Source organism: uncultured Methylobacterium sp., from assembly GCF_964242245.1.
Taxonomy (GTDB): Bacteria; Pseudomonadota; Alphaproteobacteria; order Rhizobiales; family Beijerinckiaceae; genus Methylobacterium.
This window is the reverse complement of record NZ_CAXTBY010000003.1, coordinates 37,009-63,822: the sequence shown is the minus strand read 5'-3', so window position 1 is coordinate 63,822 and position 26,814 is coordinate 37,009. Positions and strand designations below refer to the sequence as shown.

At 70.6% G+C, this 26,814-nt stretch carries 26 protein-coding genes; 11 read left to right on the top strand and 15 right to left on the bottom strand.

Going from position 1 to position 26,814, the window contains the following annotated elements; translation table 11 throughout:
- The first annotated feature begins 39 nt into the window (after nt 1–39).
- The 4 genes from ACFE8Y_RS01495 to ACFE8Y_RS01480 all read left to right on the top strand — a co-directional run bounded on the left by ACFE8Y_RS01495 (nt 40) and on the right by ACFE8Y_RS01480 (nt 5,031).
- Nucleotides 40–735 (top strand): response regulator transcription factor, encoded by a 696-nt coding sequence (locus ACFE8Y_RS01495; protein WP_375462610.1) that lies wholly within the window; start codon nt 40–42, stop codon nt 733–735.
- Nucleotides 735–2,186 carry an ATP-binding protein gene (locus tag ACFE8Y_RS01490; protein ID WP_375462609.1) on the top strand — a complete coding sequence of 484 codons (1,452 nt, stop codon included), beginning with the start codon at nt 735–737 and terminating at the stop codon, nt 2,184–2,186. The genes ACFE8Y_RS01495 and ACFE8Y_RS01490 overlap by 1 nt, the downstream gene beginning before the upstream one ends.
- Before the next feature lie 129 nt (nt 2,187–2,315).
- A complete protein-coding gene (locus ACFE8Y_RS01485; RefSeq protein WP_375462608.1) occupies nt 2,316–3,830 on the top strand; it encodes a DUF1800 domain-containing protein in 1,515 nt (504 codons plus the stop codon).
- A gap of 13 nt (nt 3,831–3,843) precedes the next feature.
- On the top strand, nt 3,844–5,031 hold the full coding sequence (locus ACFE8Y_RS01480) for a DUF1501 domain-containing protein (protein WP_375462607.1): 1,188 nt from the start codon (nt 3,844–3,846) through the stop codon (nt 5,029–5,031).
- Between the two features lie 62 nt (nt 5,032–5,093).
- Here ACFE8Y_RS01480 and ACFE8Y_RS01475 read toward each other — a convergent pair whose 3' ends face one another.
- Genes ACFE8Y_RS01475 through ACFE8Y_RS01440 form a run of 8 tightly spaced genes read right to left on the bottom strand, consistent with a single transcriptional unit; the run spans nt 5,094 to nt 12,340 of the window.
- Nucleotides 5,094–6,350, bottom strand: a complete 1,257-nt coding sequence (locus tag ACFE8Y_RS01475; protein ID WP_375462606.1) for a pyridoxal phosphate-dependent aminotransferase — start codon at nt 6,348–6,350, stop codon at nt 5,094–5,096.
- Nucleotides 6,347–7,060: a glycosyltransferase family 2 protein gene (locus ACFE8Y_RS01470; RefSeq protein ID WP_375462605.1), complete on the bottom strand. Its 714-nt coding sequence runs from the start codon at nt 7,058–7,060 to the stop codon at nt 6,347–6,349. Before ACFE8Y_RS01470 ends, ACFE8Y_RS01475 begins: the two co-directional genes overlap by 4 nt.
- Entirely contained in the window at nt 7,048–8,103 is a 1,056-nt protein-coding gene (locus ACFE8Y_RS01465; RefSeq protein ID WP_375462604.1) for a radical SAM/SPASM domain-containing protein, read from the bottom strand. Before ACFE8Y_RS01465 ends, ACFE8Y_RS01470 begins: the two co-directional genes overlap by 13 nt.
- Entirely contained in the window at nt 8,103–9,464 is a 1,362-nt protein-coding gene (locus tag ACFE8Y_RS01460; RefSeq protein WP_375462603.1) for a glycosyltransferase 87 family protein, read from the bottom strand. Before ACFE8Y_RS01460 ends, ACFE8Y_RS01465 begins: the two co-directional genes overlap by 1 nt.
- Complete coding sequence (locus tag ACFE8Y_RS01455) at nt 9,461–10,207, bottom strand: TIGR04282 family arsenosugar biosynthesis glycosyltransferase (RefSeq protein ID WP_375462602.1); 747 nt, start codon at nt 10,205–10,207, stop codon at nt 9,461–9,463. Before ACFE8Y_RS01455 ends, ACFE8Y_RS01460 begins: the two co-directional genes overlap by 4 nt.
- 2 nt (nt 10,208–10,209) lie before the next feature.
- Complete coding sequence (locus tag ACFE8Y_RS01450; protein ID WP_375462601.1) at nt 10,210–10,914, bottom strand: molybdopterin-dependent oxidoreductase; 705 nt, start codon at nt 10,912–10,914, stop codon at nt 10,210–10,212.
- Nucleotides 10,911–11,621, bottom strand: a complete 711-nt coding sequence (locus ACFE8Y_RS01445; RefSeq protein WP_375462600.1) for a cytochrome b/b6 domain-containing protein — start codon at nt 11,619–11,621, stop codon at nt 10,911–10,913. Before ACFE8Y_RS01445 ends, ACFE8Y_RS01450 begins: the two co-directional genes overlap by 4 nt.
- Nucleotides 11,618–12,340 carry a substrate-binding domain-containing protein gene (locus tag ACFE8Y_RS01440; RefSeq protein WP_375462599.1) on the bottom strand — a complete coding sequence of 241 codons (723 nt, stop codon included), beginning with the start codon at nt 12,338–12,340 and terminating at the stop codon, nt 11,618–11,620. The genes ACFE8Y_RS01445 and ACFE8Y_RS01440 overlap by 4 nt, the downstream gene beginning before the upstream one ends.
- A 271-nt stretch (nt 12,341–12,611) precedes the next feature.
- Here ACFE8Y_RS01440 and ACFE8Y_RS01435 point away from each other — a divergent pair, with 271 nt between their 5' ends.
- Nucleotides 12,612–15,284, top strand: coding sequence for a glucosidase (locus ACFE8Y_RS01435; protein ID WP_375462598.1), 2,673 nt, complete (start codon nt 12,612–12,614; stop codon nt 15,282–15,284).
- Here ACFE8Y_RS01435 and ACFE8Y_RS01430 read toward each other — a convergent pair.
- Nucleotides 15,275–15,892 carry a hypothetical protein gene (locus tag ACFE8Y_RS01430; RefSeq protein WP_375462597.1) on the bottom strand — a complete coding sequence of 206 codons (618 nt, stop codon included), beginning with the start codon at nt 15,890–15,892 and terminating at the stop codon, nt 15,275–15,277. The genes ACFE8Y_RS01435 and ACFE8Y_RS01430 overlap by 10 nt on opposite strands.
- A 338-nt stretch (nt 15,893–16,230) precedes the next feature.
- Between ACFE8Y_RS01430 and ACFE8Y_RS01425 the strand changes: the two genes are divergently transcribed.
- The 3 genes from ACFE8Y_RS01425 to ACFE8Y_RS01415 all read left to right on the top strand — a co-directional run bounded on the left by ACFE8Y_RS01425 (nt 16,231) and on the right by ACFE8Y_RS01415 (nt 18,823).
- Nucleotides 16,231–16,902 carry a TadE/TadG family type IV pilus assembly protein gene (locus ACFE8Y_RS01425; RefSeq protein ID WP_375462652.1) on the top strand — a complete coding sequence of 224 codons (672 nt, stop codon included), beginning with the start codon at nt 16,231–16,233 and terminating at the stop codon, nt 16,900–16,902.
- A gap of 62 nt (nt 16,903–16,964) precedes the next feature.
- Nucleotides 16,965–17,522, top strand: a complete 558-nt coding sequence (locus ACFE8Y_RS01420) for a TadE/TadG family type IV pilus assembly protein (protein WP_375462596.1) — start codon at nt 16,965–16,967, stop codon at nt 17,520–17,522.
- The gene (locus ACFE8Y_RS01415; RefSeq protein WP_375462595.1) at nt 17,507–18,823 is read left to right on the top strand and encodes a TadE/TadG family type IV pilus assembly protein; all 1,317 of its coding nucleotides are present in this window, start codon (nt 17,507–17,509) and stop codon (nt 18,821–18,823) included. Before ACFE8Y_RS01420 ends, ACFE8Y_RS01415 begins: the two co-directional genes overlap by 16 nt.
- Nucleotides 18,824–18,881: 58 nt before the next feature.
- Here the strand turns inward: ACFE8Y_RS01415 and ACFE8Y_RS01410 are convergent, their stop codons facing one another.
- Together ACFE8Y_RS01410 and ACFE8Y_RS01405 are read right to left on the bottom strand one after the other, a co-directional pair.
- The gene (locus ACFE8Y_RS01410) at nt 18,882–20,417 is read right to left on the bottom strand and encodes a DUF6880 family protein (RefSeq protein ID WP_375462594.1); all 1,536 of its coding nucleotides are present in this window, start codon (nt 20,415–20,417) and stop codon (nt 18,882–18,884) included.
- Between the two features lie 32 nt (nt 20,418–20,449).
- Entirely contained in the window at nt 20,450–20,689 is a 240-nt protein-coding gene (locus ACFE8Y_RS01405) for a DUF2188 domain-containing protein (protein WP_375462593.1), read from the bottom strand.
- A 124-nt stretch (nt 20,690–20,813) separates the two neighbouring features.
- On the opposite strand from ACFE8Y_RS01405, the gene ACFE8Y_RS01400 reads away from it, so the two are divergent.
- Nucleotides 20,814–21,053, top strand: a complete 240-nt coding sequence (locus tag ACFE8Y_RS01400; protein ID WP_375462592.1) for a hypothetical protein — start codon at nt 20,814–20,816, stop codon at nt 21,051–21,053.
- A gap of 33 nt (nt 21,054–21,086) precedes the next feature.
- Here the strand turns inward: ACFE8Y_RS01400 and fabI are convergent, their stop codons facing one another.
- From fabI to fabA, 3 genes are all read right to left on the bottom strand, one after another.
- Nucleotides 21,087–21,917 carry an enoyl-ACP reductase FabI gene (fabI, locus tag ACFE8Y_RS01395; protein WP_375462591.1) on the bottom strand — a complete coding sequence of 277 codons (831 nt, stop codon included), beginning with the start codon at nt 21,915–21,917 and terminating at the stop codon, nt 21,087–21,089.
- A gap of 410 nt (nt 21,918–22,327) precedes the next feature.
- A complete protein-coding gene (gene fabB / locus ACFE8Y_RS01390) occupies nt 22,328–23,554 on the bottom strand; it encodes a beta-ketoacyl-ACP synthase I (protein ID WP_375462590.1) in 1,227 nt (408 codons plus the stop codon).
- Between the two features lie 135 nt (nt 23,555–23,689).
- Nucleotides 23,690–24,229 (bottom strand): 3-hydroxyacyl-[acyl-carrier-protein] dehydratase FabA, encoded by a 540-nt coding sequence (gene fabA / locus ACFE8Y_RS01385; RefSeq protein WP_375462589.1) that lies wholly within the window; start codon nt 24,227–24,229, stop codon nt 23,690–23,692.
- A gap of 206 nt (nt 24,230–24,435) precedes the next feature.
- Between fabA and irr the strand changes: the two genes are divergently transcribed.
- The gene (gene irr, locus ACFE8Y_RS01380; protein WP_375462588.1) at nt 24,436–24,948 is read left to right on the top strand and encodes a Fur family transcriptional regulator Irr; all 513 of its coding nucleotides are present in this window, start codon (nt 24,436–24,438) and stop codon (nt 24,946–24,948) included.
- A 70-nt stretch (nt 24,949–25,018) separates the two neighbouring features.
- Here the strand turns inward: irr and ACFE8Y_RS01375 are convergent, their stop codons facing one another.
- Entirely contained in the window at nt 25,019–25,570 is a 552-nt protein-coding gene (locus ACFE8Y_RS01375; RefSeq protein WP_375462587.1) for an SH3 domain-containing protein, read from the bottom strand.
- Between the two features lie 237 nt (nt 25,571–25,807).
- On the opposite strand from ACFE8Y_RS01375, the gene ACFE8Y_RS01370 reads away from it, so the two are divergent.
- Nucleotides 25,808–26,812, top strand: a complete 1,005-nt coding sequence (locus ACFE8Y_RS01370) for a 2-hydroxyacid dehydrogenase (protein ID WP_375462586.1) — start codon at nt 25,808–25,810, stop codon at nt 26,810–26,812.
- Nucleotides 26,813–26,814: the final 2 nt, after the last annotated feature.

The window sequence follows — 26,814 nt, the reverse complement described above, 5'->3', positions numbered from 1 at the left end:
CGTTTCCCGCCGCGCCGCTCCGCGCTATGCACCCCATCCATGCGGCTCCTGATCATCGAGGACGATCCCGAGGCGGTCGCCTACCTCGTCAAGGCGTTCCGGGAGGCCGGACACCGCGCCGACCACGCGACGGACGGCCTCGACGGCTACGCGCTCGCCCGAGAGGGCGCCTACGACGTGCTGATCGTCGACCGGATGCTGCCGAAGCTCGACGGACTCTCCCTGATCCGTAGCTTGCGCGCGCAGGCGGTGGCGACGCCGGTGCTGATCCTCTCCGCGCTCGGTCAGGTCGACGACCGGGTGAAGGGCCTTCGCGCCGGCGGCGACGATTACCTGCCCAAGCCCTACGCCTTCTCCGAGCTGCTCGCCCGCGCCGAGGTGCTGGCCCGGCGCCGCACGGCGCCCGAGGCCGCCGAGGCGACCGCCTACCGCGTCGGCGACCTCGAACTCGACCGGCTGTCGCACCGGGTGCATCGGGCCGGCCGGGAGGTCGCCCTCCAGCCGCGCGAGTTCCGGCTGCTGGAGTACCTGATGCGGCACGCGGGGCAGGTCGTCACCCGCACGATGCTGCTGGAGCACGTCTGGGACTACCACTTCGATCCGCAGACCAACGTCATCGACGTGCACGTCTCGCGCCTGCGGGCCAAGCTCGACCGGGGCTTCGAGCGTCCGATGATCCACACGATCCGCGGCGCGGGCTACATGGTTCGCGCCGACGAGCCCCGCTCGGCGTGATGCGCGCATATCCGGTTACCGTGACCCCACCCCCGTCGGCGTCCGAGAGCCCGCTCTCCAAGCTGCAGAAGCTGTTCCGGACCACGGCGTTCAAGCTGTCGATCGCCTACCTCGCGGTCTTTTCCGCCTGCGCCGTGGTCGCGCTCGGCACCATCGCCTGGAGTGCCCGCCGGGTGCTCGACGATCAGATCGTCTCGACGATCGATGCCGAGATCAACGGGTTGGCCGAGCAGTACAATGCCGGCGGCCTGCGCCGGCTGATCGCGGCGGTGGAGCGGCGCGCCCGCGAGCCCGGCGCCTCGCTCTACCTCGTGACGACGGCGGGCGGCGAGCACGTGGTCGGCAACGTCGGCGACGTGCCGGCGGCTTTGCTGGCCCTGCCGGGCTTGGCCGAGACCGTCTACGGCCGCAGCCGCGAGACCGACGACGGCGGGGACCGCCGCGCGATCGCGCGGATCTTCACCCTGCCGGGCGGGTTCCGGCTGCTGGTCGGACGCGATGTCGAGGAGCGCGACCGCCTGCGCGGGGTGATCGGCCGGACCTTCGGCGCCTCGCTCGCCCTCGTCGTGCTGCTCGGCGTCGTCGGCGGCTGGGTCGTGGCCGGCCGCGTCCTCAAGCGGGTCGACGCGATGACCGGCACCGCCCGCACGATCATGGCGGGCGACCTCGACGGCCGGCTCCCCGTCGCCGGCAACGGCGACGAACTCGACCGCTTGGCGGAGAGCCTCAACCTGATGCTGGAGCGGATCGGCGAGCTGATGCGCGGCCTGCGCGAGGTCTCCGACAACATCGCCCACGACCTGAAGACGCCGCTGACTCGCCTGCGCAACCGCGCCGACGCGGCCCTGCGCGCGGACGGCGCGCCGGACGCCCTGCGCGGCGCCCTGGAGGGCGTGATCGACGACAGCGACGGCCTGATCCGGGTGTTCAACGCCCTCCTGATGATCGCGCGGCTGGAAGCCGGCGCCCGCGAGAGCCGGGCGCCCTTCGATCTTGGGCCGGCGGTCCGCGGCGTCGGCGAGCTCTACGAGGCGCTGGCGGAGGCGCGCGGCCTGCACCTCGCCGTCTCCGCGCCGGACGGCCTCGTTCTCGACGGCAACCGCGAGCTGATCGGGCAGGCGCTGGCCAACCTGATCGACAACGCCATCAAGTACGCGCCCGCCGAGCCGCCGGGCGGCGGGATCGCGGTGGCGGCAGCGCGCGCAGGCTCGAACATCGTGCTCACCGTGGCCGACCACGGCCCGGGCATCCCGGAGGCCGAGCGCGGGCGCGTGCTCGACCGCTTCGTGCGGCTGGAAGAGGCCCGCTCGCGGCCGGGCTTCGGCCTCGGGCTGAGCCTCGTCAGCGCGGTGGTCCGCCTTCACCAGGGCAGCCTCACCCTGGAGGACAATGCGCCGGGCCTGCGCGTGGTGATCGGTCTGCCGGCGGACCTCCCGGATCGCGGGACCTGAGCGGCACCGCACGGGACACCGAGACGCGCCCGGGGCGTCGCGGACCGCACAGCGTCCGGGGAACCGCACCGGTGCCACAATCCGAGTGCCGTATGGCGCAGCCGGCCCGAGCGAGGGGGAGATCCGAGGGTGCCGCCAGCGCTTTCCGTCCTGCGCCGTCTCGCCGCCGTCCTGGCCTTCGGCGCCACGATCGCGAATGCCGCCGCCGGCTCGCCGGCCGATGACGCCCGGTTCCTCGACGCGCTGACCTGGGGCGTCACCCCGTCGAGCTTCGCCGAGCTCCGCGGCATGGGCCGCGGGCGCTGGCTGCACGAGCAACTGCATCCGCAGCCGACCCCGGCGCTGCCGGACGCGGCCCAGGCGCAGGTCGACGCGCTGCGTCCGCACACCTCGCTGCTCGAGCGCGTCGCGGCCTTCGAGGCGCAGGCGAAGGCGGCCAACGCGGAGTCCGATCCGGACACGAAGAAGGCCGCCCAGCAGGCCTATCAGGCCACCCTCTCCGCGGCGGCACGGGACGCGGCCGCCGCGACGATCCTGCGTGCACTCTCAGCTCCCGATCAGGTGCGCGAGCGGCTGACGTGGTTCTGGTTCAACCGCTTCAACGTCCACCAGGGCAAGGCGAACCTGCGCGCGATGGTGGGCGACTACGTCGACGACGCGATCCGGCCGCACGCGCTCGGGCGCTTCCGCGACCTGCTGGCGGCGACGCTCCGGCATCCGGCGATGCTGCGCTACCTCGACAACGCCGAGAACGCCGCCGGTCACCTCAACGAGAACTATGCCCGCGAGCTGATGGAACTGCACACGATGGGCGTCGGCTCCGGCTACGCGCAGGACGACGTCGAGAGCCTCGCCCGCATCCTCACCGGGATCGGCATCGACGCCCGCCCGGACGACCCGAAGGTGAGACCCGAGCGGCAGGCCGATCTCGTCCGGGCCGGCCTGTTCACGTTCAACCCGAACCGGCACGATTACGGAGACAAGACCTTCCTCGGGCACGCGATCCGCGGGCGCGGCTGGCCGGAGATCGAGGAGGCGCTCGACCTGATCGTCCGCCATCCGGCCACCGCCCGCAGCGTGTCGGGCGCGCTGGCGACGTACTTCATGGGGACGGCACCGCCGGACGCCCTGACCGACCGCCTCGCCGCCGCCTTCGCCCGCAGCGACGGCGACATCGTTGCGGTCCTCGACGCCCTGTTCCGCGCGCCGGAATTCGAGGCCGCCCTCGGCGGCGGGTTCAAGGACCCGGTGCGCTACGTGCTGTCGGCAGTGCGCCTCGCCTACGATGGCCGGGTCGTGCGCAGCACCGCGCCGGTGCAGGGCTGGCTCAACCGGCTCGGCGAGGGCCTGTTCAACCGCTCGACGCCCGACGGATACCCGCTCGCGCAGGGCGCCTGGAACGGGCCGGGACAGATGACGACGCGCTTCGAGGTCGCGCGCCAGATCGGCTCCGGGCCGGCCGGCCTGTTCAAGCCGGCACCTGACGCGGTCGAGGAGCCGGCCTTCCCCCTCCTGCAGAACGCCCTCTACTTCTCGACGCTGTCGGCGACCCTGAGCGAGGCGACCCGCGCGGCGCTCGCCCGCGCCGTCTCCCCGCAGGACTGGAACACGCTGTTCCTGTCCGCCCCCGAATTCATGCGGTGACGCGAGGCTTGCCGTGGACCGTCGCGACCTCCTCCGAGCCTCCCTCGCCCTGGGCCTCTCCACCGTCGCCGGCCGGGTCTGGGCGGCGCCGAAGGCCGATGCGCGCCTCCTCGTCGTGTTCCTGCGCGGCGCCTACGACGCGGCCAACGTCATCATCCCGACGGGCAGCGATTTCTACTACCGCGCCCGGCCGAACCTCGCCGTCGCGCGGCCCGATCCGGGCAACCCCGCTGCGGCGCTGGCGCTCGATGCCGACTGGAGCCTGCACCCGGCGCTGCGCGAGACCATCCTGCCGCTCTACGCCCGGGGGCAGGCCGCCTTCGTCCCGTTCGCGGGCACCGACGACCTCACCCGCAGCCACTTCGAGACGCAGGACACGATCGAGCTCGGCCAGACCGTGGGCCGGTCGCGCGACTACAATTCGGGCTTCATGGCGCGGCTCGCCGCCGAGCTGACGCGGGTGCGCCCGATCACCTTCACGGAGCAGGTGCCGCTGATCTTCCGCGGAACCGAGACCGTGCCCAACATCGCGATCAACGGCGTCGGCAAGCCCGGCATCGACGAGCGGCAGGCCAAGCTGATCACGGCGATGTACCGCGACACGCCGCTCGCGCAGGCGGTGAGCGAGGGGTTCCGGGTGCGCGATGAGGTCTACCACGCGATCTCGGACCACCCGGCCGAGGCCGACCGCGGCGCCGTGTCGCCGAAGGGCTTCGAGCTCTCGGCCCGCCGCATCGGCCGCCTGATGCGCGAGCAGTTCAACCTCGGCTTCGTCGATGTCGGCGGCTGGGACACGCACGTCAACCAGGGGGCCGGCACCGGCTACCTTGCCGACCGCGTCGGGGAGCTCGGTCGCGGCCTGGCCGGCTTCGTCCAGGAGATCGGGCCGGCCTGGAGCGACACCGTGGTGGTGGTGCTCTCGGAGTTCGGCCGCACCTTCCGCGAGAACGGCAGCCGCGGCACCGATCACGGCCACGGCAGCGTCTACTGGGTGCTCGGCGGCGGCGTGCGCGGCGGCCGCATCGCCGGGCGGCAGGTCGCCGCCGACGAGGCGAACCTGTGCCAGAACCGCGACCATCCCGTGCTCACCGATTACCGGGCGCTGCTCGCCGGCCTGCTCCGGCGCCTCTACGGCCTCGATCAGCCGAGCCTACGCCGCATCTTCGCCGACGCGGAGCCTGCCGACCTTGCCCTGATCTGACCGGGGCCTGCCGCGACCGCCTTCGTGCGATGGAACTTGGCGGGCGCAGCGCGCCGCCGCGTCTACGTCGACGCCGTGTCGACGCCGATCGACTCCGATCGCATCCGGGCTCCCGCGATGGGGGCTGCCGCGGATCGCGCCGGCTGCGCCGCATCGACCGCGTGCAGGTCCCGCGGGGACCGAGCGGTGCCGGCCGGTATCGGGTCGAGGTGGTGCTCCAGGGTGGCGAGGGCGGCCTCGCAGGCGGCGTGGCCGAGGCCGATCCGCAGCCGGTCCGTCGGTATCGGCGCGAGCGGAGAGCGCCACAGAGCGGCGGGGAGGACCAGCAGGTCGGCATCGCGGGCAAGCCGCAGGGCGAAGCGATCGGCGCCCTCCGGGCCGCGCAGGCGCGGGAAGGCGAAAGCGAGGTTGCGCGTCGGCTCAGGCTCGAAGAGATCCGGGCGCCGCGCGATGAGCGCCCGCAGGACGGCGTGGTTGCGCTGTCCGATCGCCCGCGTCCGGGCGAGGATCTGCGCCTCGGCCCGGAGCGCCACCCGGGCCAGCACCTCGCTCGGGGCCGAGAGGCAGCTCGACAGCACGCTCTTGGCGCCGAGCGCCCTCGCGAGCAGGCCGGAATCGCGGCACACCGCCCAGCCGACGCGCAGGCCCGGCAGGCCGAACCCCTTGGACAGGCCGTTGATCGAGACGCCGCGCTCGTAGAGATCGGCCACCGTCGGCACGTCCCCGGACAGGCCGCAATCGGTCTGCCGGTAGACCTCGTCGTTGACGAGCCACAGGCCGTGGCGGCGGCACAGATCGACCAGCGCGCCGAGCCGGGCTGCGTCGATCGCGGCGCCCGTCGGGCTGTTGGGGAAGTTCGTCAGCACGAGCCGCGTGTTCGGCCGGATCGCGGCGGCGACGCGGTCGATGTCGAGGGACCAGGCGCCGTCGTCCTCCAGCGGCACGCCGCTCGCCGCGCACGAGCCCGTCACCGCCTGCTCGGAGGGCTGGTAGATCGGCAGTACGACGACCGCGTGGTCGGCCGGCGTGAGGACGGCGCGCACGACGCAGGCCACGGCCTCCTGCGCGCCCGCGCAGCACAGCACGTCGCCGGGGGTCGCATCCGCGTGGCGCGCGGCGATCAGCGCGCGCAGGCCCGGCGCGCCGCTCGGGTCGGCGTAGCCCAGCGCGAGGTCGTTCCACCGGGCGAGGTCGTCCGGCTCGGCCAGCGCGAGGAGACCCGCGAGCGGCAGGGTCTCGGAATCCGAGGCCGCAAGTTCGTGCCGGCCGGCATGATTCCAGCGCGCGAGGTAGGCGCCGAGGGCGAAGGGTTCGCTCACGGGCCGGGTGCCGGCCCGGCCGCCACGCGCACGAACGTCGCCCCGATCCGCGACGCGGCCCGCAGCGTCCCCTTGAGCGAGCCCGCGACCTTCGACGCGCCGCCGGCGCGGCGGCGGTAGGGCATCGGCACCTCCAGGATGCGCAAGGACGCGCGGGCGGCCTGCATCTGCATCTCGATGTTCCAGCCGTAGGTCATTTCCCGGAGCGACAATCGTTCCAGGGCGGCCCGGTCGATGGCGCGGAAGGCGCACATGTCGCTGTAGCGCACGCGGGTCAGCGCCCCGATGCCCCAGCCCGCGAGGCGGCCTGCGAGGATCTGGTGCCAGAGCATCGAGCCCGGCTCGCGCTTCCCTCGCGTCCGCGAGGCGATGACGAAGTCGTGCGTGCCGGCGAGCACCGGGCCGGCGATCTGCCCGATCAGGTCGCCGCGGTCGGCGCCGTCGCCGTCGAGGAACGCCACGACGCGGTTTACGGGGAAAGCCGCAGCCGCCCCGAGGGCGCAGGCGCGCCCGTAACCGCGGCCGGCTTCGATGACCCGTGCGCCGGCCGCCCGCGCCGCGCCTTGCGTCCCGTCGGTGCTGCCGCTGTCGGCGACGATGATGTCGGCGGCGTAGGCGCGCGGGATCTCGCGGATCACCGCGCCGATCGTGTCGGCCTCGTTCAGGGTCGGGATGACCACGCTGACGGGCTCCCGGCTCACAGGCTCCATCGCATCCCGCAATTCTGGCATGGGGCGGGGGGCGCGTCGGAGAGGAGCGCGGTGCGGAAGTCGCGGTAGGCCGGGCTGTCCCAGATCTCGCGGAGCGTCGACTGGGTGGCGTCGCCCAGCGTGTAGTTGCCGTAGCCCCGCACGGAGAACGGCGCGATGCAGCAGGGCAGCGCCCGCCCGTGGGCGGTGAAGTACATCAGCGACCAGGGCCGGCGGCAGGTCGCCCAGGGCTGGTCTTCGGACTGGCGCTTGAGGCTCATGCCCGGCTCGGTGGCGCCCGACGCGTCGAGGCTGACGCCGAGCTCGGAGCCCAGCGCCTGCGCCGCCGCGATCGCCGCGTGCTCGTCGGCCTGCGTGCTCTCGAACAGCGACAGGTCGGCCCGCGCCATGCCGTAGCCGCCCTCGTCGAAGACGAGCCGCTGCAGGTGGACCTCGCCCACGCCCATGGAGGCGGCAAGCCGCACGAAGGCCGGCAACTGGTCGACGGTCTCCTTCAGGCCGGTCAGCCACAGGGAGACGCGGGGCGTCGTGGCGCCGGCCTGCTTCTGGAAGGCGATGAACTTGCCGACGTCGCGCACGATGCGGTCGAAGAAGTCCTTGCCGCGCACCCGCGCGTAGGAGGCGCGGTCGGCCGCATCGAGCGAGACGCGCAGCTCGTCGAGGCCGCTGTCGATCAGCTCCCCGAAGCGCCTGGGCTGCATCAGGGTGCCGTTGGTGTTGAACAGCACGTAGGTGCCGCGGTCCTTCAGGTAGCGGATCATCCGCGGCAGCGCCTCGACCAGCATCGGCTCGCCGACCCCGTGCAGCACCACGCGGGCGACGTTGGGCACTTGGTCGACGATTCCCGTGAACAGCTCCCAGCTCATGTCGGCCGGAGGCTCCAGGGTCTCGAAGGTGCGCGGGCAGGTCTCGCACAGGAGGTTGCAGCGGTTCGTCACCTCCAGGTAGAGGCAGACCGGCGGCGCCTCCGCCGTGGCGCCGCGCCGGGCGCCGATCTCCTCGAAGTAGCGGCGGGGGTCCTTCAGGGCGACCGAGGCCTGCATCAGGCGGTTCCTTCCAGGGCTTTGGCGGGGATCGGGACGGCCGGCCGATGGCGCACGACGGAGCGCAGCGCGAGCGCGGCGGCCGGAACGAAGACCAGGGCCGGCCACAGGAAGCGCTCGTTGAACGGGTCGATCAGGAACAGCACCGGGGCCGCGGAGAGCCAGATCACGGCGGGGATCGGCGCGACGGTCGCAGGGACCGCGAGCCACGCGTAGTACCACGCGTAGTGCGGGTTGGCCGCCGCGGTGGCGCAGGCCGCCAGGATCGCGGTGTCGCGGCAGAGGGCGACCGCGGCCGGGCTGGCGTCGGCGGTCCTGCGCCGGACGATCCACAGGGCCAGGGCACCGAATCCGACCGCGACGGCGAGCGCGTAGGCGCGGCCCGCGAAGGCCGGCAGAGGCACGAGGTGGGACAGGCCGGCCACCAGCCAGAAGCCGGCACCGGTGTCGTAGCCCTCCTCGCTGCCGTAGGCGCCGAGGAACCCGAACAGGTCGCGTCCCGCCGAGAGGTAGGGCAGGTAGAGCGCCGCCACGACCGCGGCGCCCGCCAGCGCCGGCGCCCGGAAGCGGCCGCGCCGCAGGAAGGCCGGGGCGACGACGATCGGCAGGAACTTGACGAGGACCGCGCCGGCCAGGATCGCGCCGGCCCATCCGTCCCTGCGGCGGGCACGGACCAGCAGGGCGAGGCCGAGGAGCCCGATCGCCACAGCGTCCACGTGGCCGTCGCAGGCGAAGGACCAGAGCACCAGCGGATTCCAGGCGTAGATCGCGATGCGTTCGCGCGGCAGCCCCGAGAGCGACAGCAGGCGCAGCAGGCACATCACCGCGACGACCTCGAAGCCCAGCATCGCAACCTTCATGCCGGTGACGCTCGCGCTTGCCCGGCCGACCAGGCCGAACACGGCCTCGGCGGCCGGCGGATAGATCGTCCGCGCGTAGGTCGCCCGGTTGATCAGCGGGAACACGGCCGGATCGCGTAAGTGCTCCAGCGCGGGATCGACGGGCAGGTAGCGGTAGGGGTTGATACCAGCGGCCTGGACCTGTCCGTCCCAGACGTAGCGGTAGATGTCGCTCGACAGGAACGGCAGCGACGGCAGCAGCGCCATTCGCATCAGCACCGCGAGGCCGAGCACGAGCCAGAGCGCGGAGCGGGGGAGGTCGGCCCGCAGCACGAGGCGGATTGCTGCGAGGTAGAGGGCCACGCCCAGGGCGAGCACCGCGACGAACAGGTTGGCGCGGGTCGGCGTCCCGACGGTGTCGGCGCCGGGAACGTGCAGCGCGAGCGCGCCGATCATCAGCAGCGCCAGCGCACCGCCGAGGCTGGCCAGACGCGCCGTCGGACTTCGGAACGCGGCCCTCATGCGGGGATAACGTCCCAGGCGATGCGGCCGGCGCTCAGGCCGAATTGGGCGAGCACCGCCCGCGTCTCGGGCGCCGCGTAGCCGCCGGCCTCGGCGAGCAGGGCCCTGAGCGCGTCGGCGTCGTCCACGTCGGACCAGGGCTCGAGCTCGACCAGGTCCAGCCCGAGGCCGCACGCCCGCTCCCGCGTCGCCGCGGCCACGGTCTCGGTGCTCCAGGCGATGTCGGAGAACATGTCCGCATGCGCCCGCTTGAGGCCGAGCAGGTAGTAGCCGCCGTCCCCGCAGGCCCCGAGTACGGCGCGATCGCCGGGCGCGAGGAGCAGGCTGGCGGCCTGGACCAGGATACGGGTCGGCAGGGTCGGGGTGTCGGAACTCAGGACGATCGCGGCTTCGTGGCCGCGCCCGAGCATGCCCTCGACCGCCTGGAGCAGGCAGCGGCCGAAGCCCCGGACGGCGTCGGGCACAGGCCCGTTGCCATCGGCGAGGATCAGCGCGGTCTCGTCGGCGAGCAGCGCCGCGAGCACGTCCTCCGTCCCCCGCGGCGCGTAGGCGGCGTAGGCGGTAATCGGCGCGCGGCGCGCGGCCTCGGCGATGTTGCGCGCGGTGTCGCGCAGGAAGGCCGCGCTCAGGGCGGCCGCCTGCTCCGGCGTCAGCGGCGGGCAGAGCCGCGTCTTCGAGCGGCCGGGCTGCGGCGCCTTGGCCATGATGCCGATGGCGCAGGTGGCTGGCGGTCGACCGTCCACGCTCACAACCCGCTGAACCAGTTGTAGCCGCGGTCGGGCCAGTAGCCGCGAGGCTCCTTGTCGGTGACGTAGATCGTGGTCACGAATTTCGGGTTCTTGAAGCCGAGCTTGGTCGGGACCCGCAGCTTGAACGGGAAGCCGTGCTTGTGCGGGAGAAGTTCATCGTGAAGCCTGAACGCCATCAGGGTCTGCGGGTGCAGGGCGGTGGCCATGTCGAGCCCCTCGTAGTAGCCGTCGGCGCACGCGAAGCCGACGTAACCGGCCGTGGTGTCGGCGCCGACCCGCTGCAGGAACGCGGAGAGCGGCGTGCCGGTCCACTTGCCGATCATGCTCCAGCCCTCGACGCAGACGTGGCGGGTGATCTGCGTTTCCTGCGGCAGGGCGTGCAGCGCCGCGACCGTCCAGGGCCGCTTGTCGGCGATCTTGCCCGACAGAAGTAGGCGATAGTCGGCCGGGTCGAGGCGCGGCGCCTGTTCGGCTCCGTACCACGCGTTGTAGCGAAAATCCTTCACCGCCATCGCCTCGGGGAAGGTCGGGGCGAGCCGCCCGCTGCGGAACAGGGCGGCCTGAACCCGGTCGTTCCAGCGCGAGACCCGGGCGAGCGCGCCCTGCACCGCGTCGCCGTCGCTGACGTCGCAGCCGGTCAGGGTAGTCAGGGCGCCCAGCGACAGGCCGCCCCGGAGCAGGTTGCGGCGGGCAAGCGTCATCGGGGCGCTCCGGCCGGTGGGATCGGCTCAGCGGCGGGCGCGGCGTGCCCGTAGCGGCCGGTGATCATCGCGATCAGCGTGCTCGGCACCAGGGCGACGAGGGCGAGGTGGACGACGAGGAACAGCGTGATCGCCGCCATCGCCAGGAAGTGGACGACGCGCGCGCCCTGGAAGCCGCCCAAAGCGGCCTCCAGCGGGTAGGTCTGCACCGGCTTCCAGAGCGCGATGCCGGAGACGATGACCACGACCAGCATTACCAGCACGCCCCAGTAGAACGCCTTCTGCACCGCGTTGTACGCGCCGAGCCGGTGCTCCAGACGGAAGCGTGCCGCAGCGATGAAGTCGCGCAGGAACGAGACCGGACCCACGGGCAGGAAGTCCCTGCGGAAGTGGCCGGAGACCACGCCGTAGCCGACAAACAGCAGGACGCTCGCGACCAGCAGCCACATCCCGGAGAAGTGCCACGCGATCGCGGTCGCGACGCCCGGATCGCCGTGGATGGCGAGCGATTGGTCGACATCGCCGCTCAGCGTCGCCCAGTCCGGAAAGGTGAAGGGGAAGATCGGCTCGGCGTTGTAGATCCGCCAGCCGCTGCCGATCATGACCAGGATGGCCGCCGCCATGCCCCAGTGCGCGATGCGCACGGGAAGCGCGTGGGTCTGGACGCCGGTCGGGTGCTCCGTTACGCCGCCGCGCGTCGTGCTCATGCGTCGGTCTCCAGCCCCTGCGCCGCGAGCGCGGCCCGTCCCTCGGGGGAGATCAGGAAGTCGATGAAGCCGGCCGGGTTCGGCCGCCGCGCCAGCACCGTCGGCGCGACCGCGTAGGTCGGGGGCGGCGCGACCGCGGCCGGCACGGTCCTGATGACCTCCAGGTCCGGGCGGCGCCTCACGTCGCTCACGTGCAGCAGCCCGGCCTCGGCCTCGCCGCGGGCGATCAGGAAGGCGACCTCCTCGGTGTCGATCACCCCGAGGATCGCGCGCTCACCGAGGTTCATCGCCGTGATGATCGCCGGGCCGTCCATGTCGGAGCCCGGCGTCGGGTCCGACACCGCGATCCGGCCCCGCAGCGCAGGCGCCCCTGCGCCGCGGGCTGCGGCCAGGACCAGGGGGTTGCGCCACGTCCCCCGCGGCGCGCCCGCGAGCAGCTTCGCCGTCGCGGCGGCGTTCATGATGTGCGTCTGCGTGAACAGCAGGTCGTTCTGCACGGCCCGCGCGATCTGCGGGATCAGCAGGCCCGGCCCGGTCGGAAACACCCGGACCCGGAGGCGCGCGGTCTCGAAGTACCGCTCCGCTGCGGCGCTCAGCACCGGCGCCAGGGCGGTGTCGCAGGCCAGGACGAGGTCGGTGGTGGCCGCCTCGGCGGCCGGCGCCGCGACGAGCAGCGGCATCGCGAGCGCATGCAGGACGGTTCGGCGATTCAGGATCATGCGTCGAACGGTCCCTGAAGGATGCCGGGCAAGGTTTGCCCCGGATCAGGCAATCATCGCGTGACGTCTTCGCGCGCCGCATGACGCGGTTACACCCGCGGACTCACAGGGACCGAACCGTCGGAAGGGGCTGGAGCACAGGGTGGCGCGGGGGCGACGACCGATCCCGGCTCGTCCCTTGCAGGTGCGCGCCGCCGGCCAAGCTGACACGTCGTCTCGGGTCGGAGACGGCGTGGCCGGATCGCGTGCCTGAACGGAGGCCTTCCCGGACGTGCCCTACACCCATCGCCCGCCGCGCATCTTCGACACCGTGGAGGGGCGCCGTCTCGCCGAGGCGCGGACCGACCCCGCGTGGCGGCTCTGGGGGCCCTACCTCAGCGACCGGCAATGGGGCACGGTGCGGGAGGATTACAGCCCCGACGGCGAGGCCTGGGACTACCTGCCGCATGACCACGCCCGCTCCCGGGCCTACCGCTGGGGCGAGGACGGCATCGGCGGGTTTTCGGACAAGGACCTGAACTGGTGCCTGTCGCTGGCGCTCTGGAACGGCCGCGACCCGATCCTCAAGGAGCGCCTGTTCGGCCTGACCAACGCCGAGGGCAACCACGGCGAGGATGTGAAGGAGCTGTACTACTACCTCGACGGCCTCCCCACCCACGCCTACATGCGGATGCTGTACAAGTACCCGCACGCGGCCTTCCCCTACGCCGCGCTGACGGCGGAGAACGCCCGCCGCGGCCTCGACGAGCGCGAGTTCGAGCTGATCGACACCGGCCTGTTCGACGCGGGCCGGTACTGCGACGTGGGCATCGAGTACGCCAAGGCCGGCCCCGACGACGTGCTGATGCGGATCACCGCGATCAACCGCGGCCCCGAGGCCGCGACGCTGGCGCTGCTGCCGCAGCTCTTCGCGCGCAACACGTGGTCCTGGGCGGACGGGCCGCGCCCGGAACTGCGCCTTTCCGCCGACGGGACGGTGTCGGCGCGCCACCCGTCGATGCCGCCGATGCGGCTGCACGCCGAGGGCGCGCCCGAGTGGCTGTTCTGCGAGAACGAGACCAACCTAGCCCGCCTGTTCGGCGTGCTGAAGGCCGGCTACCCGAAGGACGGCATCGGCCGCCGCGTCGTCGATGGGGAGGCGGACGCGGTCAATCCCGAGCATCGGGGCACCAAGTGCGCGGCCCTCGTCCGGCTGACGCTCGAACCCGGGGCCGGCGAGCTCCTGCGCCTGCGCTTCCGCCGGGACGGTGCCCCGGGCGAGCCCTTCGCCGATTTCGACGCGGTGTTCGCGGCCCGCATCGCGGAGACGGAGGCGTTCTACGCCGCCCTCCAGGCCGATATCGCCGACGCGGACGAGCGCCGGGTGCAGCGGCAGGCCCTGGCCGGCATGCTGTGGTCCAAGCAGCTCTACCACTACGACGTGCGCGAGTGGCTCGACGGCGATCCGGCGCAACCCGCTCCGCCGGACTCGCGGAAGACGAAGCGCAACGCCGACTGGCGGCACGTGCGGGCGCACGACATCATCTCGATGCCCGATGCCTGGGAATATCCCTGGTTCGCCTCCTGGGACCTTGCGCTCCAGAGCATCGTCTTCGCGATGATCGACCCGGACTTCGCCAAGGGGCAGCTCCTGCTGCTGCTGGACGAATCCTACGGCCACCCCAACGCCGAGGTGCCGGCCTACGAGTGGAATTTTTCCGACGCCAACCCGCCGCTTCACGCCTTCGCCGCGTGGCGGGTGTTCGCCCTCGACCGGGCGCTGACGGGACGCTCCGACCACGACTTCCTGCTGCGCGTGTTCAATAAGCTGAGCATGAACTTCACGTGGTGGGTCAACCGCAAGGACGCGGCCGGCCGCAACCTGTTCCAGGGCGGCTTCCTCGGGCTCGACAACATCGGCCTGTTCGACCGCTCGAAGCCGATCGCGGGCGGCGCGCTGACGCAATCGGACGCCACCGCCTGGATGGCGATGAACGCGCTCGAACTCATGCGCATCGCCGTCGAGCTGGCCCTGCGCGACCGCGCCTACGAGGACATGGCGCAGAAGTTCTTCGAGCATTTCCTGCTGATCGCGGACGCCGCCGCACGCGCGGGCGGCCTCTGGGACGAGACCGACCGGTTCTTCTACGACGTGATCGAGACGCCCGGTGGCCAGCGCATCCCGATCCGGGCGCGCACGCTCGTCGGGTTGATCCCGATCTGCGCGGTGGCGGTGCTGCGGGAGGTCGACACCGCGCGGCTCCCCGGCCTCGCGGCACGGCTGCGCTTCTTCCTCGAGAGCCGGCCCGACCTCGCGAGCCTGGTGTCGCGCTGGCAGGAACCCGGCCAGGGCGGCACCATCCTGCTCTCCCTCCTGCGCGGGCACAGGCTCAAGGCGCTGCTGCGCCGGATGCTCGACGCGGACGAGTTCCTGTCGCCCCACGGCGTCCGCGGCGTGTCGAAGGCCTACGGGCGCGAGCCGTTCCGCTTCTCCTGGGGCGGCGACGACCTGACGCTGCCCTACGAGCCGGCCGAGTCGCGCACGCGGCTGTTCGGCGGCAACTCGAACTGGCGCGGGCCGGTCTGGCTGCCGATCAACTACCTGCTGATCGACGGCCTGCGCCGGTTCCACCGCTACTACGGCCCGGACTTCCAGGTGGAGGCGCCGACCGGCTCCGGCACCTACCTCACCCTGCAGGAGATCGCCGACGACCTCGCCCGCCGCCTGATCGCGCTCTCGACCCGCGGGGCGGACGGGCGGCGTCCCGTCTACGGCGACAGCCCGCTGGAGCAGGACGACCCGCACTTCCGCGACCACGTCCTGTCCTACGAGTACTACCACGGGGAGACCGGCCGGGGGCTCGGCGCCTCGCACCAGACCGGCTGGTCCGGCCTCGTCGCGCTGCTGATCCAGCAATGCGCCCTCGGGCCGATCCAGGAATTGTCGTACTCGGCTCAAGAATGATCGATGGCGATGCGCTGGAGCATTTTCCAGCGAGGTGGATGCCGGCTCGCATGAAGAAAATGCGACCGCACAAGGAATTGGAGCATCTTCCGTGATCCGAAGATCATGGAAGATGCTCCAGATCGCTCAGCCTGGAGCTTGCTGAAGATGTCAAAGCGGCCGGTGAATCCGGCCACGGAGGCGCCCGTCACGTTCGTCCAGCGATAGGCTGACTTGCCGCTCTGATCGACCCAGGAGGCGGTGCGGTAGGTCCCGGGATCGACCGCGACGGCAGCCGCGAACGGGACGATGGACATCTTCGTGCCCGCCGCGGAGGCCGGGTTCTTGAACACGTAGTTGACGAAGGTCTTGGCGGCGCTCTTCAGCGCCGCAATCTTCGTCACACCGTCGCCGCCCGCGTCGGCCATCGATCCGGTGTTGTCGAGCACGAGCGCGATCTCGAAGGTCTTCGGGATGGGCGTGGCGCAACGCGCCGAGGCGGCGGGGTTCATCCGTGTGACGCCGGTTACACCCCCGAAGAAGGCCGATGAACGGATGCGCGTGCTCAACAGGATTTGGCGAGGATTGCTCATGATCGCCAGCCGTTCGAGGGTCAGGAGACTGGTCACCCCCAGGTTATCAGGGGTGCCGGCCTGTAGGGGTCGGCGTATGCCAGAATGCTGAGAGCCAAGCTGATGTTTTGGCACCCAGGCGTGAGGTCTGTAACGGATAGTTCTCCGCCTTGTTGCGCGCGTGCGCGACCGAGGGGCGGCGACAGGTCGCACCGCTGGGCAGATGTCAGTCGGGCAGCTCCGCCACGTCAAGGCCGTCGGGCAACGTCGGTAGGAGATCTCGACAACCTACGCAACGGATTAGCAAGGCTCATCCTGTACGCATGCGTCGACCGTCACCTGCCACGCCTCGGCGGAGGGCTCGCGGACAGCTATGGGACGCGCGGACGATGTGGATGTGTCCTCAGGCTGCAAGAGTAGCGGCCCCCGGAACGACAGCTGCGATAGTGTGCCAGTCCCCTGTTTACCGCGCGCTCTGGCGCGCCATTCGGACCTTTTCGCGAACCCAGAGCGGTGCAACGGCCGTCGAATTCGCCCTTGTGGCGATGCCCTTCCTGGCACTTGCCGGAGCCTCCCTTGAGGCTGGTCTGACCTACTTCGGGCAGGAGATCCTTCAGCAGGCGGTGACTGAGGCAGGGCGCCAGATCTACACGGGCCAGTTTCAGACAGCCAACGTCGGTACGACCGACACAACGACGTTGCTCAAAAACTTCCGCACCGCCATGTGCTTCCCCGGCGGGCGGGCGCGCATGACCACCTTTCCCTGCGGCAGCGTGCGGGTCAGCATCACCAAGGCTGCCAGCTTCGATGCGGCTACGCCCTCACAATCGACGGTGACGGACCCGAGAACCGGTGTCTCGGACTGGAACGCAAGCTTCCAGTCCTACACCTGCGCGCGCGCCAACGACGTGGTCGTCGTCCAGGCGGTCATCGACGTACCAGTCTATTTCCCACTGCTGGGCTCGGCCTACGCCACCCTGCCCAACCGCCGCCGCGTTCTCCAAGCGGCCACCGTCTTCCAGGTCGAGCCGTTCAACTCGACGGCGGCCTGCCCGTCCGGCTCATGAGTGCGCTTCGACAGCCCTGGCATGTTGGCCGCCCAGCTTGCTTCCGAGCTGACGCACGCGGCGTGGCCGCCCTCGAATTCGCGATGGTGCTGCCCCTCCTCGTGTCGATCTACTTCGGGCTGACAGAGCTCGCGCGCGCCATCGATACCGGCCGCAAGGTCACGCTCTACGCACGCACGATCGCCGACCTCTCGGGACGGGCAACCAACGGCAGCCCAACGACGGGCGACATGGCCACGATCCTCAACGCGGCAGGCGCCATCATGCGGCCCTACCCGACAGCAAGTCTGCAGGTTGCCATTCATGCCATGGGCGTCGAGAGCGTCGCGGGGACGTTCTATGGCGGCGTTTGCTCCAGCTACCCGCAGAACGCCCGCCCCGTACTCACGATCAATGGCACCAACGGCCTGCCCGTAACGCCCACGACCTTCCAGTACGACGGCGCCCGGTACGTGCTGGCCGAGGTCTCGCTCTCTTACACGCCGATCATTGGTTCGAACCTCTACCGGTGGATCTTCGGTACGAGAGGCTTGGTGTTCAGCCGGCGGATCTCGTGGGCACAGCGCCTCGACAAGGGCGAGGTCATCATGCCGGGAGGCTCGAAATGCCCGAATTTCTGATGTGGTTGCTGGCGCGGCTCACCGCGGAAGCTCAGCGCGGCGAGGCCGGTCTCCGCCGCTTTGCGCGCGCACAAGCCGGAAACGTAGCCATCACCTTCGCGGTGCTCAGTATCCCGATCCTGTTCGCCACGGGGGCGGCCATCGATTATGGCCGGCGCAACGCCGCCAAAGCTCAGCTCGACGCGGCCGTGGATGCCGCGGTCCTCGGTGTCATCGCCCAGAAGACGAACACGATCACGCCCGATATGCTGAACAGCGCTCGCACGCAGTTCATGGCGGATGCAGCCAAGGTACAGGGCGTGACGATCACGTCTTTCGACCCTGTCCCGGTTCCCGGTGTCACGCAGGTCGGGGTGACTGCCAGCTACACGGCGACCGTCCGAACCACGCTCAGCAGCATGATGAACGTGGCCACGATGCGCATCGCAGGCCAGTCCGGCAGCGTGCGCAACGTGGCGCAGTACATCGACTTCTACCTGCTTCTCGATAATTCGCCTTCCATGGGGCTGGCCGCCACTGCCAACGACATTGCCAACATGCAGCGGGTAGCAGGCGGCTGCGCTTTTGCCTGCCATCTTCTCAATAGCAACGGCACCGAGAACGTTAACGACAACTATAACATTGCCAAGCGGAACAACATCAAGCTGCGTATCCAGGTTCTGCGCGACGCGGTGTCCAACCTTGTTGACTCCGCCAAGTCGAGCATGAGCTTGCCACAGCAGTTCCGTATGGAAATGTGGACCTTCAGCGACTTCCAAACCCAGCTCATCCAACTGACACCCAATCTCGATCAGGTGAAGACGGCTTCAGGTCAGATCGATCTGGCCTACTCCTATCAGGATCAGCGCGATAGCCAGACAGCCTATGAGCGCGCAATCAGCAAGATGACCAGCACCGTCCCGGCAAGCGGCAATGGTGTGACGGCTGCCACGCCCATCCGGTTCCTGTTCTTCGTAACCGATGGCGTGCAGGATACCCCTATCGACGGCACCGTGAGCAACCAGAGCGCAGGATTCAAGATCAATAACAATCGCTTCATCAGTGCAATCAATCCAGCTACCTGCAAGACGATGAAGGATAGAAACATCAAAATCGGAATCATCTACACACAATATCTGCCACTCTACGACAACGATTTTTACAATTCAAACGTAAAGCCGTTTGAAAATAATATAGGTCCTCTGCTCAAGAGTTGCGCTACGGACGGGCTTTACTTCCCTGTTGCGACAAATGGTGACATCAACCAAGCTATGCAGCAACTCTTCAGTGCAGCTCTCGCGTCCGTGCGTATAACGAACTGAGCTGTGCCACTTCACGTACATCCGACAACGATTCGTTCGCCGGTCGTGCCAAGCGTGGTCATGCCTTCAGCAAGCTCCAAAATCCGTGCTTTCGCCCGTGCGCTCGTCGCAGCGCCGCGCGGTAGCTGTTCGGGTCGGGGTCGAGCGCGGCGGGACCGAGGCGCCCCGCGAGGCCGTCGAGTTCCAGCAGGTAGCGGGCGGCGTGCGGGTAGGCGGTGCTGCGTCCCTGGCCGAGGATGTCGTCGATGAGGCGGCGATAGAGCAGCGTCGCCGCGAGCGGATGGTCCTCCCCCAGGGCCTCGGCCGCCCTGCCGAGCAGCCGGTAATGCTCGCCCCGCCACGCATCGCGATGGTCGCAGACGAGGCGCGCCGCCCGGTCCAGGCTCGGCCAGTCGACGAGGAAGGCCAGCGCCCGGTGCGGGTCCGCGTCGCGGCCCACGTGGTCGAGGGCGCGCTCCAGCGCCTCCTCGTCCTCGAAGTCGGGGAGCTTGGCGAGGTGGTCGCGCAGCATCCCGGCATCGCGCATCGCCTCGAAGCCCGTCCAGCGCAGCGCCTGCGCGTCGGCGCCGCGTCCCAGCGCGTCGAGGATGCGGATCTCGAGATGCAATCGCTCGCGCTCCGGTGCCGCCGCGTCGAAGTCGCCGGCCGTCAGCATCTCCCGGGTCACCACGCGCAGGCGGGACGGCTGCGGACGGCGGACCCAGTCCAGCGCTTCGCCCACGCGGTCCGCGTCGAGCAGGCGCCGGGCGATCTCCAGGGGGTCCGGGCGCTCGGGCATGATCGCGCGCTCCAGCGCGACGTAACCGTCGACGTCGCCGCGCCGATCCGCGATGTCCTGGCGGACCCGCAGCAGGTGGACGCGGTGCAGGTCGCGACGGAACGCGACCGCCTCGCCGCCCTTGCCCGCCCGCGGCGCCTCGGTTGGCGCCAGCGCCTCGGCCGCCTCGGCTAGGCCGGCATCGAGAGGCGCGAGCGCCTCTGCGGGCAGGCGCGGGACGAGGTCGCGGATCAGGCGGCCGAACGGACCGTAGGGATCGGCGGCGACGCGCGGCAGCAGGGCGAGGGCGAACCGCCCGGCCTGCACGGCATCGAGGCCGGCGGCGATCTCGACCGCGGCGTCGGAGGCGCGCTCGTACACGCCCTGCATCGCGCCCGTGCCGTCGTCGACCCGGTTGAGCACCGCGTCGGCACCGTCGAGGAAGCGCAGCAGCCGGTCGAGGGCGGCCGGCGGGTCGAGGGGACCCAGTTCCGAGAGGATCACCGTGACGGTGGCGTCGAGGTCCGTCGTGAAGGCCCGGCGCTTCTGCCAGTCGATGTAGCCGCGCGCGCCCTCCAGAGCTGCGAGGCGCCGGTCGACGATGGCGGCGACCGCGTCCGGGCCCTGGAGCGCGGCCAGTGCCGCGCTCACCAGCTTCCTGAAGGCCGGGTTGCGCGCCGTCTCCCCGAGGATCAGGCCGATCAGCCGATCCGGCCCGAGGGCGGCCAGCGTCTCGGGGGAGGGCGTCGTGCGGCGCGCGCCCTTGAGGGGCTTGGCCGCGCCGGACGATGTCGTCCGGCGCGGGCTCGGGGCGGATGCGGCCGGCTTGCGTGCCATCGCGGACCGTGCCGCCGTTCGGACGCGCGGGATCAGTCCTCGACCTTCGCGGTGGGGCGATCGTTGCCCGGTGCGGTCTCGTCGTGCCAAGCGCCGGCCCCGTCCTGGTAGCGGATGCCCTCGGTCGATCCGGGAACCTGCTGCTCGGCGGCGGCCGCCTGCGCGGCCTGAAGCGCGTCGGCATGGCTCGGGAACGTCTCGGAGAAGACATCGCCAACTTTGTAGGCGTAGCCGCCGTCGTGCTCGACGATGTGGTAGGTGACTTCGGACATCGAAAACTCCCGAACGCTGATGAGACCTGATCCAGCGCGAACACCCCGTGCGCGGCGCAGGTTCCGCGACGGCGTCCCGTCGTTCCCGCGCGGCCGGACGCCGATGCCTCATCGGAGAGTCTTCATGCCGTTCCGCTTCGCCCTCGCAGCCCTGATCGCGGCGGCTCCGCTGCCCGCCCTCGCGCAGGGTGCGGGATTTGCCGGCGGCAGCGCGGGGCTTCCCGCCTCCGGCGTGCCCTCGAACCCGTTCGCGTCGAACTACCCCTCGGTGCCGCCGACGATCGTCGAGCCGCGCACGCGACGGCTTGTGCGGCGCGTGCCGCGCACGCAGGCTCCGCTGCCGCCGGGCCGCATCCCGCGATGAGCGATAGGTTGCCCCGGCAACCCCGTGGGGGAGTCAGGCGTCGCCGACCACCCCGGCCTCGTCCTGGGCCTGGAGGACATCGGGGCGCGGCATCGAGATGATGTTGTAGCCCGAATCGACGAAGTGCACCTCGCCGGTGACGCCGCCGGAGAGATCGGAGAGCAGGTAGAGGGCCGAGCCGCCGACGTCGTCCAGCGTCACCGTGCGCCGCAGGGGGGCGTGCGCCTTCTGGTGGTTGAACATCAGGCGCGCATCGGCAATGCCGGCGCCGGCCAGCGTCCGCATCGGGCCGGCCGAGAGGGCGTTGACGCGGATGCCGTCGGGGCCGAGGTCCGTGGCGAGGTAGCGGACCGAGGCCTCCAGCGCCGCCTTAGCCACGCCCATGACGTTGTAGTTCGGCATCACCCGGGTCGAGCCGCCGTAGGTCAGCGTCAGCAGCGAGCCGCCCTCCCGCATGCGCCGCGCCGCCCGCTGCGCGATCTCGGTGAAGGAGAAGCATGAGATCGCCATGGTGCGCGAGAAGTTCTCGCGGGTGGTCACGTCGACGTAGCGGCCCTTCAACTGCGCCTTGTCCGAGAAGCCGATGGCGTGGACCACGAAGTCCAGGGTTCCGCCGAAGCGCGCATCCAGGGCCGCGAAGGTCGCGTCGACGGAGGCGAGGTCCTCGACGTCGCAGGGGAGGACGATGTCCGAATCGAGCTGCCGGGCCAGCGGCGTGACCCGGCGCCCGAGTGCCTCGCCCTGGTAGGTGAAGGCGAGGCTCGCCCCGTGCCGGTGCAGCGTCCTGGCGATGCCCCAGCCGATCGAGTGGTCGTTGGCCACGCCCATGATCAGGCCGCGCTTGCCCGCCATCAAACCCGTCATACGATCCTCGACTCCGGCGCTCCCCGATCCCGCAACGGATGCCGACCGGGAGGCTTAGGCGCGGGTCGGCGCAGTGTCCAATCGGGTGGCCGGACCGGATGCTGAGAGGAGAAATCCCGCGACGTGGCTTCGGCTCGGATCGATCGCGCCGATGGCCTCAGAAGTAGCCGCCGGTCTGAGACTTGGCGTCGTCGATGAGAGCCTGCTTGGCGTAGATGCCAGCCGAGCCGACGATCACCAGAGCGATCGCCAGTCCGATAAGGAAGAGGGTCATCCACTTATCTCCGTCGGCGGATCTTCACGAGAACCAAGGCCGGCAGGATGGGTTCCTAAAGGTTAACCAAAGCTTTTCGCGATCCGGTGTCGCACCTCCGCGCGGATACCGTCGGATGCCGTGTCCGCGCGAGCGCTCAGGCATCGACGTTCTTGAGGACGAGCGTCGCGTTGGTGCCGCCGAACCCAAACGAGTTCGACAGCACGTGGCCGAGCCGAACCCCATCCCGCCGGTCGCGCAGGATCGGCATGTCGCCGAAGGCCGGATCGAGGTCGTCGATGTGGGCGCTGCCGCAGAGGAAGCCGTTGTTCATCATCAGAAGCGCGTAGATCGCCTCCTGCACGCCGGTGGCCCCCAGCGAATGCCCGGTCAGGGACTTCGTCGCGGCGATCGGCGGGCAGGCGTCGCCCTGGCCGAAGACCTCGCGGATCGCCTCGATCTCCTTCTCGTCGCCGACCGGCGTCGAGGTCGCGTGCGGATTGATGTAGTCGATCCGCGCGCCCTTCAGACCCTCGATCGCCTGCCGCATGCAGCGCACCGCGCCCTCGCCCGAGGGCGCGACCATGTCGTGCCCGTCGGACGTCGCCCCGTAGCCGGCGATCTCGCCGTAGATGCGCGCGCCGCGGGCCTTGGCGTGCTCGCGTTCCTCGAGAACGAGGACGCCAGCGCCGCCGGCGATGACGAAGCCGTCGCGGTTGGCGTCGTAGGCGCGCGAGGCCCGCGCCGGGGTGTCGTTGTACTTCGCCGACATGGCGCCCATGGCGTCGAACAGCACGGACAAGGTCCAGTCGAGATCCTCGCAGCCGCCGGCGAAGATGATGTCCTGGCGGCCGCCCTGGATGACCTCGGCGGCGTTGCCGATGCAGTGATTCGAAGTCGCGCAGGCCGACGAGATCGAGTAGTTCACGCCCTTGATCTTGAACCACGTGGCGAGCGTCGCGGACGCGGTGGAGGACATCGCCTTCGGCACCGCGAACGGGCCGACGCGCTTCGCGCCCTTCTCGCGGGCGATCGCCGCGGAATCCACGATCACGCGCGTCGAGGGGCCGCCGGAGCCCATGATGATGCCGGTGCGCGGGTTCGAGATGTCGCCCACCTCCAGCCCGGCGTCGCGGATCGCCTGATCCATCGCGACGTGGTTCCAGGCCGTGCCGCCGCCGTGGAAGCGCATGGCGCGGCGGTCGACGAGGCCTTCCGGGTCGAGATCGGGCCGCCCCGAGACTTGGCTGCGGAAACCGTGCTCGGCATAGGACTCGTCGCGGGCGATGCCCGAGCGGCCCTCGCGCAGCGACGCGAGCACCTCCTGCGTGTTGTTTCCGATCGACGAGACGATCCCCATCCCGGTGACGACGACACGGCGCATGAACGAACTTGTCTCCACCGCGATGCGCCCCGGAATCCCGCGTCGCGCATGCGTCAGCTAGGATGAGGCGGGCCCAGTCTCAACCGGCGACGACGCGTCCCGTTGCCTGCGATGCCATCGAATCGTGTCCGCCCGTCATGCCTGGAACAGGGCGACGCGCAGATCCTTCGCCTCGTAGATGCGCTTGCCGTCCGCCTCCAGCCAGCCGTCGGCGATGCCCAGGACCAGCTTGCCGGTCCGCACCCGTCGCAGGTCGATGCCGTAGACGACTTTCTCCACGGTCGGCAGCACCTGATCGGTGAACTTCACCTCGCCGACGCCGAGCGCACGGCCCCGTCCAGGCGCGCCGAGCCAGCCGAGATGAAACCCGACGAGCTGCCAGAGAGCATCGAGGCCGAGGCAGCCGGGCATCACCGGATCGCCCTTGAAGTGGCATGGGAAGAACCAGAGGTCGGGCCGGATATCGAACTCGGCCAGCACGTGACCCTTGCCGTACGCGCCGCCCTCGGCGCCGATCGAGGTGATGCGGTCGAACATCAGCATCGGCGGCAGCGGCAATTGGGCGTTGCCCGCACCGAACAGCTCGCCGCTGCCGCAGGCCAGCAGCTCTTCGTAGGAGTAATGCGAGGCGCGGGCGGGGACCCGCGGCGCGGTCGGTTCGGAATCGAGCGGCATGAAGGCGGATCAGTCCTCGGTTCCTGGGTCCGTCATGGCGCGAGTCACGCACTTCGCGGCCTCGTTAGCATAGCGGCACGGCGCGTTCCAAGCTTGAGCGCGAGGCTTGAACGAGAGCCTCGGGGAGCCCTCGGGTTGCGGCCGGTTGCCCGATCCCATATACATGAGGACAGTCGTTACCCTCCCGCGAGCGTTCAGCCCCGCCGATGCCCGAACTCGTGTCCTTACAGGCCGCGCTCAACGCCCGGATCCCGGCCCTCTCGGGAGACGCGACCGGCGTCGCACGTCGCGGCTGCCCGCTCTCGGACCTCCGTGATCGCTTGCGCCGGGCTGGTCTCCGGCCTACCCGACAGCGCCTCTCCCTCGGCTGGCTGCTCTTCGGCCGCGGCGACCGTCACCTGACCGCCGAGATGCTCTACGACGAGGCGATGCGCGCGAAGGTGCCGGTTTCGCTGGCCACCGTCTACAACACGCTGCATCAGTTCACGGAAGCCGGCCTGCTGCGTCAGCTCGCGCTCGACGGGTCCAAGGCCTACTTCGACACCAACCCATCCGAGCATCACCACTTCTTCCTTGAGGATGAGGGACAGGTGCTGGACATGCCCGATTGCGGCATCACCGTGGAATCTCTCCCCGAGGCGCCCGACGGCATGGAGATTGCCGGCGTCGAGGTGATCGTACGCCTGCGGCGACGCCCGGGCGTTCGTCGTCCGGGCTGAGCCTCGGCTGGACTGGACTTCGCTCAGGTACGGGCCGCGAGAGCAGGCTCGGTGATGTTCGGGCCCGCGCTCACTCCACCCGCTCGTTCGGATAGACGCCCCAGAGCCGGTCCTGGTGGATGTAGCCGTCGACGTCCTGCTTCGAGGGCAGGGCGACGACGAGGCGGCACCACGACCCGGAACAGCCCTTGACGCTGCCGATCACGCCGGCCTCCAGGCGCGCCTCGTCCGCGGCACCATCGTCCGCCCGCGCCCGCAGCGGGACCGCGCCCTTGTTCGGGCCCTGGCTCGCCGTCACCACCGCCGTGCGGCGGCCGGAGAGGAGCGAGTGCAGCACCCATCCTTCCGTCCCCTCCGAGTCTCGAATGCGGCGCCACGTCTCGAACTCGGCAACGATCTCCACCGGAAGCCCGGCACGCTGGAACACCCACAGGGTGCGATGGTCCTTCGACGGACCCTCGCGCAGGTTGACGCGGTCGGTCTTCAGGCTGGCATAGCGCGGCAGGGGCAGCTTGGTGACCGGGCCCGTCCCGGTCTCCGGCGGACCGCCGGCCGTCTGTGCGGCCTGCGCCGGGAGTGCGAGGAGAGCGGCGCCTGCAAGGAAGAGCCGAGCCATCCGCATCGTCCGTCTCCCATGTCCCATCGCGCATGTCCCGTTGAGGGAAATCCGTGCGCCGGGCGATCGTGTCCGCCGTCCGGCGCGCCCGATTGTGTTCCGGCCTCGCTCTGCTAGAGAGGCCGGATGCCGGCCGCTCCTGTCTGGCGGACCTCGGTTAACGGAGCTTGAAGCCGGGGCCGGCCCCGCGACGCGGTGCGGCCACGGGCGGCATCGGACCGGCGGAACTGTCTGTAGGGAGGGATGATGTCGCTGAAGCGCAAGCCGCTCGTCGTCGTGACGCGACGCCTGCCGGACGCCGTCGAGACGCGCATGCGCGAGCTGTTCGACGCGCGCCTGAACCACGACGACGCTCCGCTCTCGGGCGAGGCGCTCACGGCCGCGATCCGCGAGGCGGACGTGCTGGTCCCGACCGTCACCGACAAGATCGATTCCGGGCTCCTCGCCCAGGCAGGACCGAACCTGCGGCTGATCGCCAACTTCGGCAACGGCGTCGACCACATCGATGTCGGCGGGGCGCTGGAGCGCGGCATCACCGTGACCAACACCCCCGGCGTGCTGACCGAGGACACCGCCGACATGACCATGGCGCTGATCCTCGCCGTCGCCCGCCGGGTGACGGAGGGCGCCCGCATCATCCCCGACGACGACTGGACCACGGGCTGGTCGCCGACGTGGATGCTCGGGCGCCGCATCACCGGCAAGCGCCTGGGCATCGTCGGCATGGGCCGGATCGGGCAGGCGCTCGCCCGCCGCGCGAAGGCGTTCGGGCTGCAGATCCACTACCACAATCGCCGCCGGGTCCCGGCCGCGATCGAGGCGGGGCTCGAGGCGACCTACTGGGAATCGCTCGACCAGATGCTGGCCCGCGTCGACATCGTCTCGACGAACTGCCCGCACACGCCGGCGACCTACCACCTGCTCTCGGCCCGGCGCCTCAAGCTGCTGAAGCCCGAGGCGATCGTGGTCAACACCGCCCGCGGCGAGGTGATCGACGAGAACGCGCTCGCCCGCCTGATCGAGGCCGGCGAGATCTCGGCCGCCGGCCTCGACGTGTTCGAGCAGGAGCCGGCGGTGAGCCCGCGCCTGATCAAGCTGGCGCGCACCGGCAAGGTCGTGCTGCTGCCGCACATGGGCTCGGCGACGTTCGAGAGCCGGATCGACATGGGCGAGAAGGTCATCATCAACATCAAGACCTTCATGGACGGTCACCGCCCGCCCGACCGCATCCTGCCGAGCATGCTCTGAGG

What these genes read in the sequence shown, in the direction of transcription:
- ACFE8Y_RS01470 (WP_375462605.1), bottom strand. Translation starts at nt 7,060, where the DNA reads ATGGAGCCTGTGAGCCGGGAGCCCGTCAGCGTGGTCATCCCGACCCTG.
- ACFE8Y_RS01400 (WP_375462592.1), top strand. Translation starts at nt 20,814, where the DNA reads ATGCCGTTCCGCTTCGCCCTCGCAGCCCTGATCGCGGCGGCTCCGCTG.
- ACFE8Y_RS01410 (WP_375462594.1), bottom strand. Translation starts at nt 20,417, where the DNA reads ATGGCACGCAAGCCGGCCGCATCCGCCCCGAGCCCGCGCCGGACGACA.
- ACFE8Y_RS01465 (WP_375462604.1), bottom strand. Translation starts at nt 8,103, where the DNA reads ATGCAGGCCTCGGTCGCCCTGAAGGACCCCCGCCGCTACTTCGAGGAG.
- ACFE8Y_RS01445 (WP_375462600.1), bottom strand. Translation starts at nt 11,621, where the DNA reads ATGAGCACGACGCGCGGCGGCGTAACGGAGCACCCGACCGGCGTCCAG.
- fabA (WP_375462589.1), bottom strand. Translation starts at nt 24,229, where the DNA reads ATGCCGCTCGATTCCGAACCGACCGCGCCGCGGGTCCCCGCCCGCGCC.
- ACFE8Y_RS01450 (WP_375462601.1), bottom strand. Translation starts at nt 10,914, where the DNA reads ATGACGCTTGCCCGCCGCAACCTGCTCCGGGGCGGCCTGTCGCTGGGC.
- ACFE8Y_RS01460 (WP_375462603.1), bottom strand. Translation starts at nt 9,464, where the DNA reads ATGAGGGCCGCGTTCCGAAGTCCGACGGCGCGTCTGGCCAGCCTCGGC.
- fabI (WP_375462591.1), bottom strand. Translation starts at nt 21,917, where the DNA reads ATGACGGGTTTGATGGCGGGCAAGCGCGGCCTGATCATGGGCGTGGCC.
- ACFE8Y_RS01415 (WP_375462595.1), top strand. Translation starts at nt 17,507, where the DNA reads ATGCCCGAATTTCTGATGTGGTTGCTGGCGCGGCTCACCGCGGAAGCT.
- ACFE8Y_RS01490 (WP_375462609.1), top strand. Translation starts at nt 735, where the DNA reads ATGCGCGCATATCCGGTTACCGTGACCCCACCCCCGTCGGCGTCCGAG.
- ACFE8Y_RS01425 (WP_375462652.1), top strand. Translation starts at nt 16,231, where the DNA reads ATGTGTCCTCAGGCTGCAAGAGTAGCGGCCCCCGGAACGACAGCTGCG.
- ACFE8Y_RS01375 (WP_375462587.1), bottom strand. Translation starts at nt 25,570, where the DNA reads ATGCGGATGGCTCGGCTCTTCCTTGCAGGCGCCGCTCTCCTCGCACTC.
- ACFE8Y_RS01405 (WP_375462593.1), bottom strand. Translation starts at nt 20,689, where the DNA reads ATGTCCGAAGTCACCTACCACATCGTCGAGCACGACGGCGGCTACGCC.
- ACFE8Y_RS01370 (WP_375462586.1), top strand. Translation starts at nt 25,808, where the DNA reads ATGATGTCGCTGAAGCGCAAGCCGCTCGTCGTCGTGACGCGACGCCTG.
- ACFE8Y_RS01495 (WP_375462610.1), top strand. Translation starts at nt 40, where the DNA reads ATGCGGCTCCTGATCATCGAGGACGATCCCGAGGCGGTCGCCTACCTC.
- ACFE8Y_RS01440 (WP_375462599.1), bottom strand. Translation starts at nt 12,340, where the DNA reads ATGATCCTGAATCGCCGAACCGTCCTGCATGCGCTCGCGATGCCGCTG.
- irr (WP_375462588.1), top strand. Translation starts at nt 24,436, where the DNA reads ATGCCCGAACTCGTGTCCTTACAGGCCGCGCTCAACGCCCGGATCCCG.
- fabB (WP_375462590.1), bottom strand. Translation starts at nt 23,554, where the DNA reads ATGCGCCGTGTCGTCGTCACCGGGATGGGGATCGTCTCGTCGATCGGA.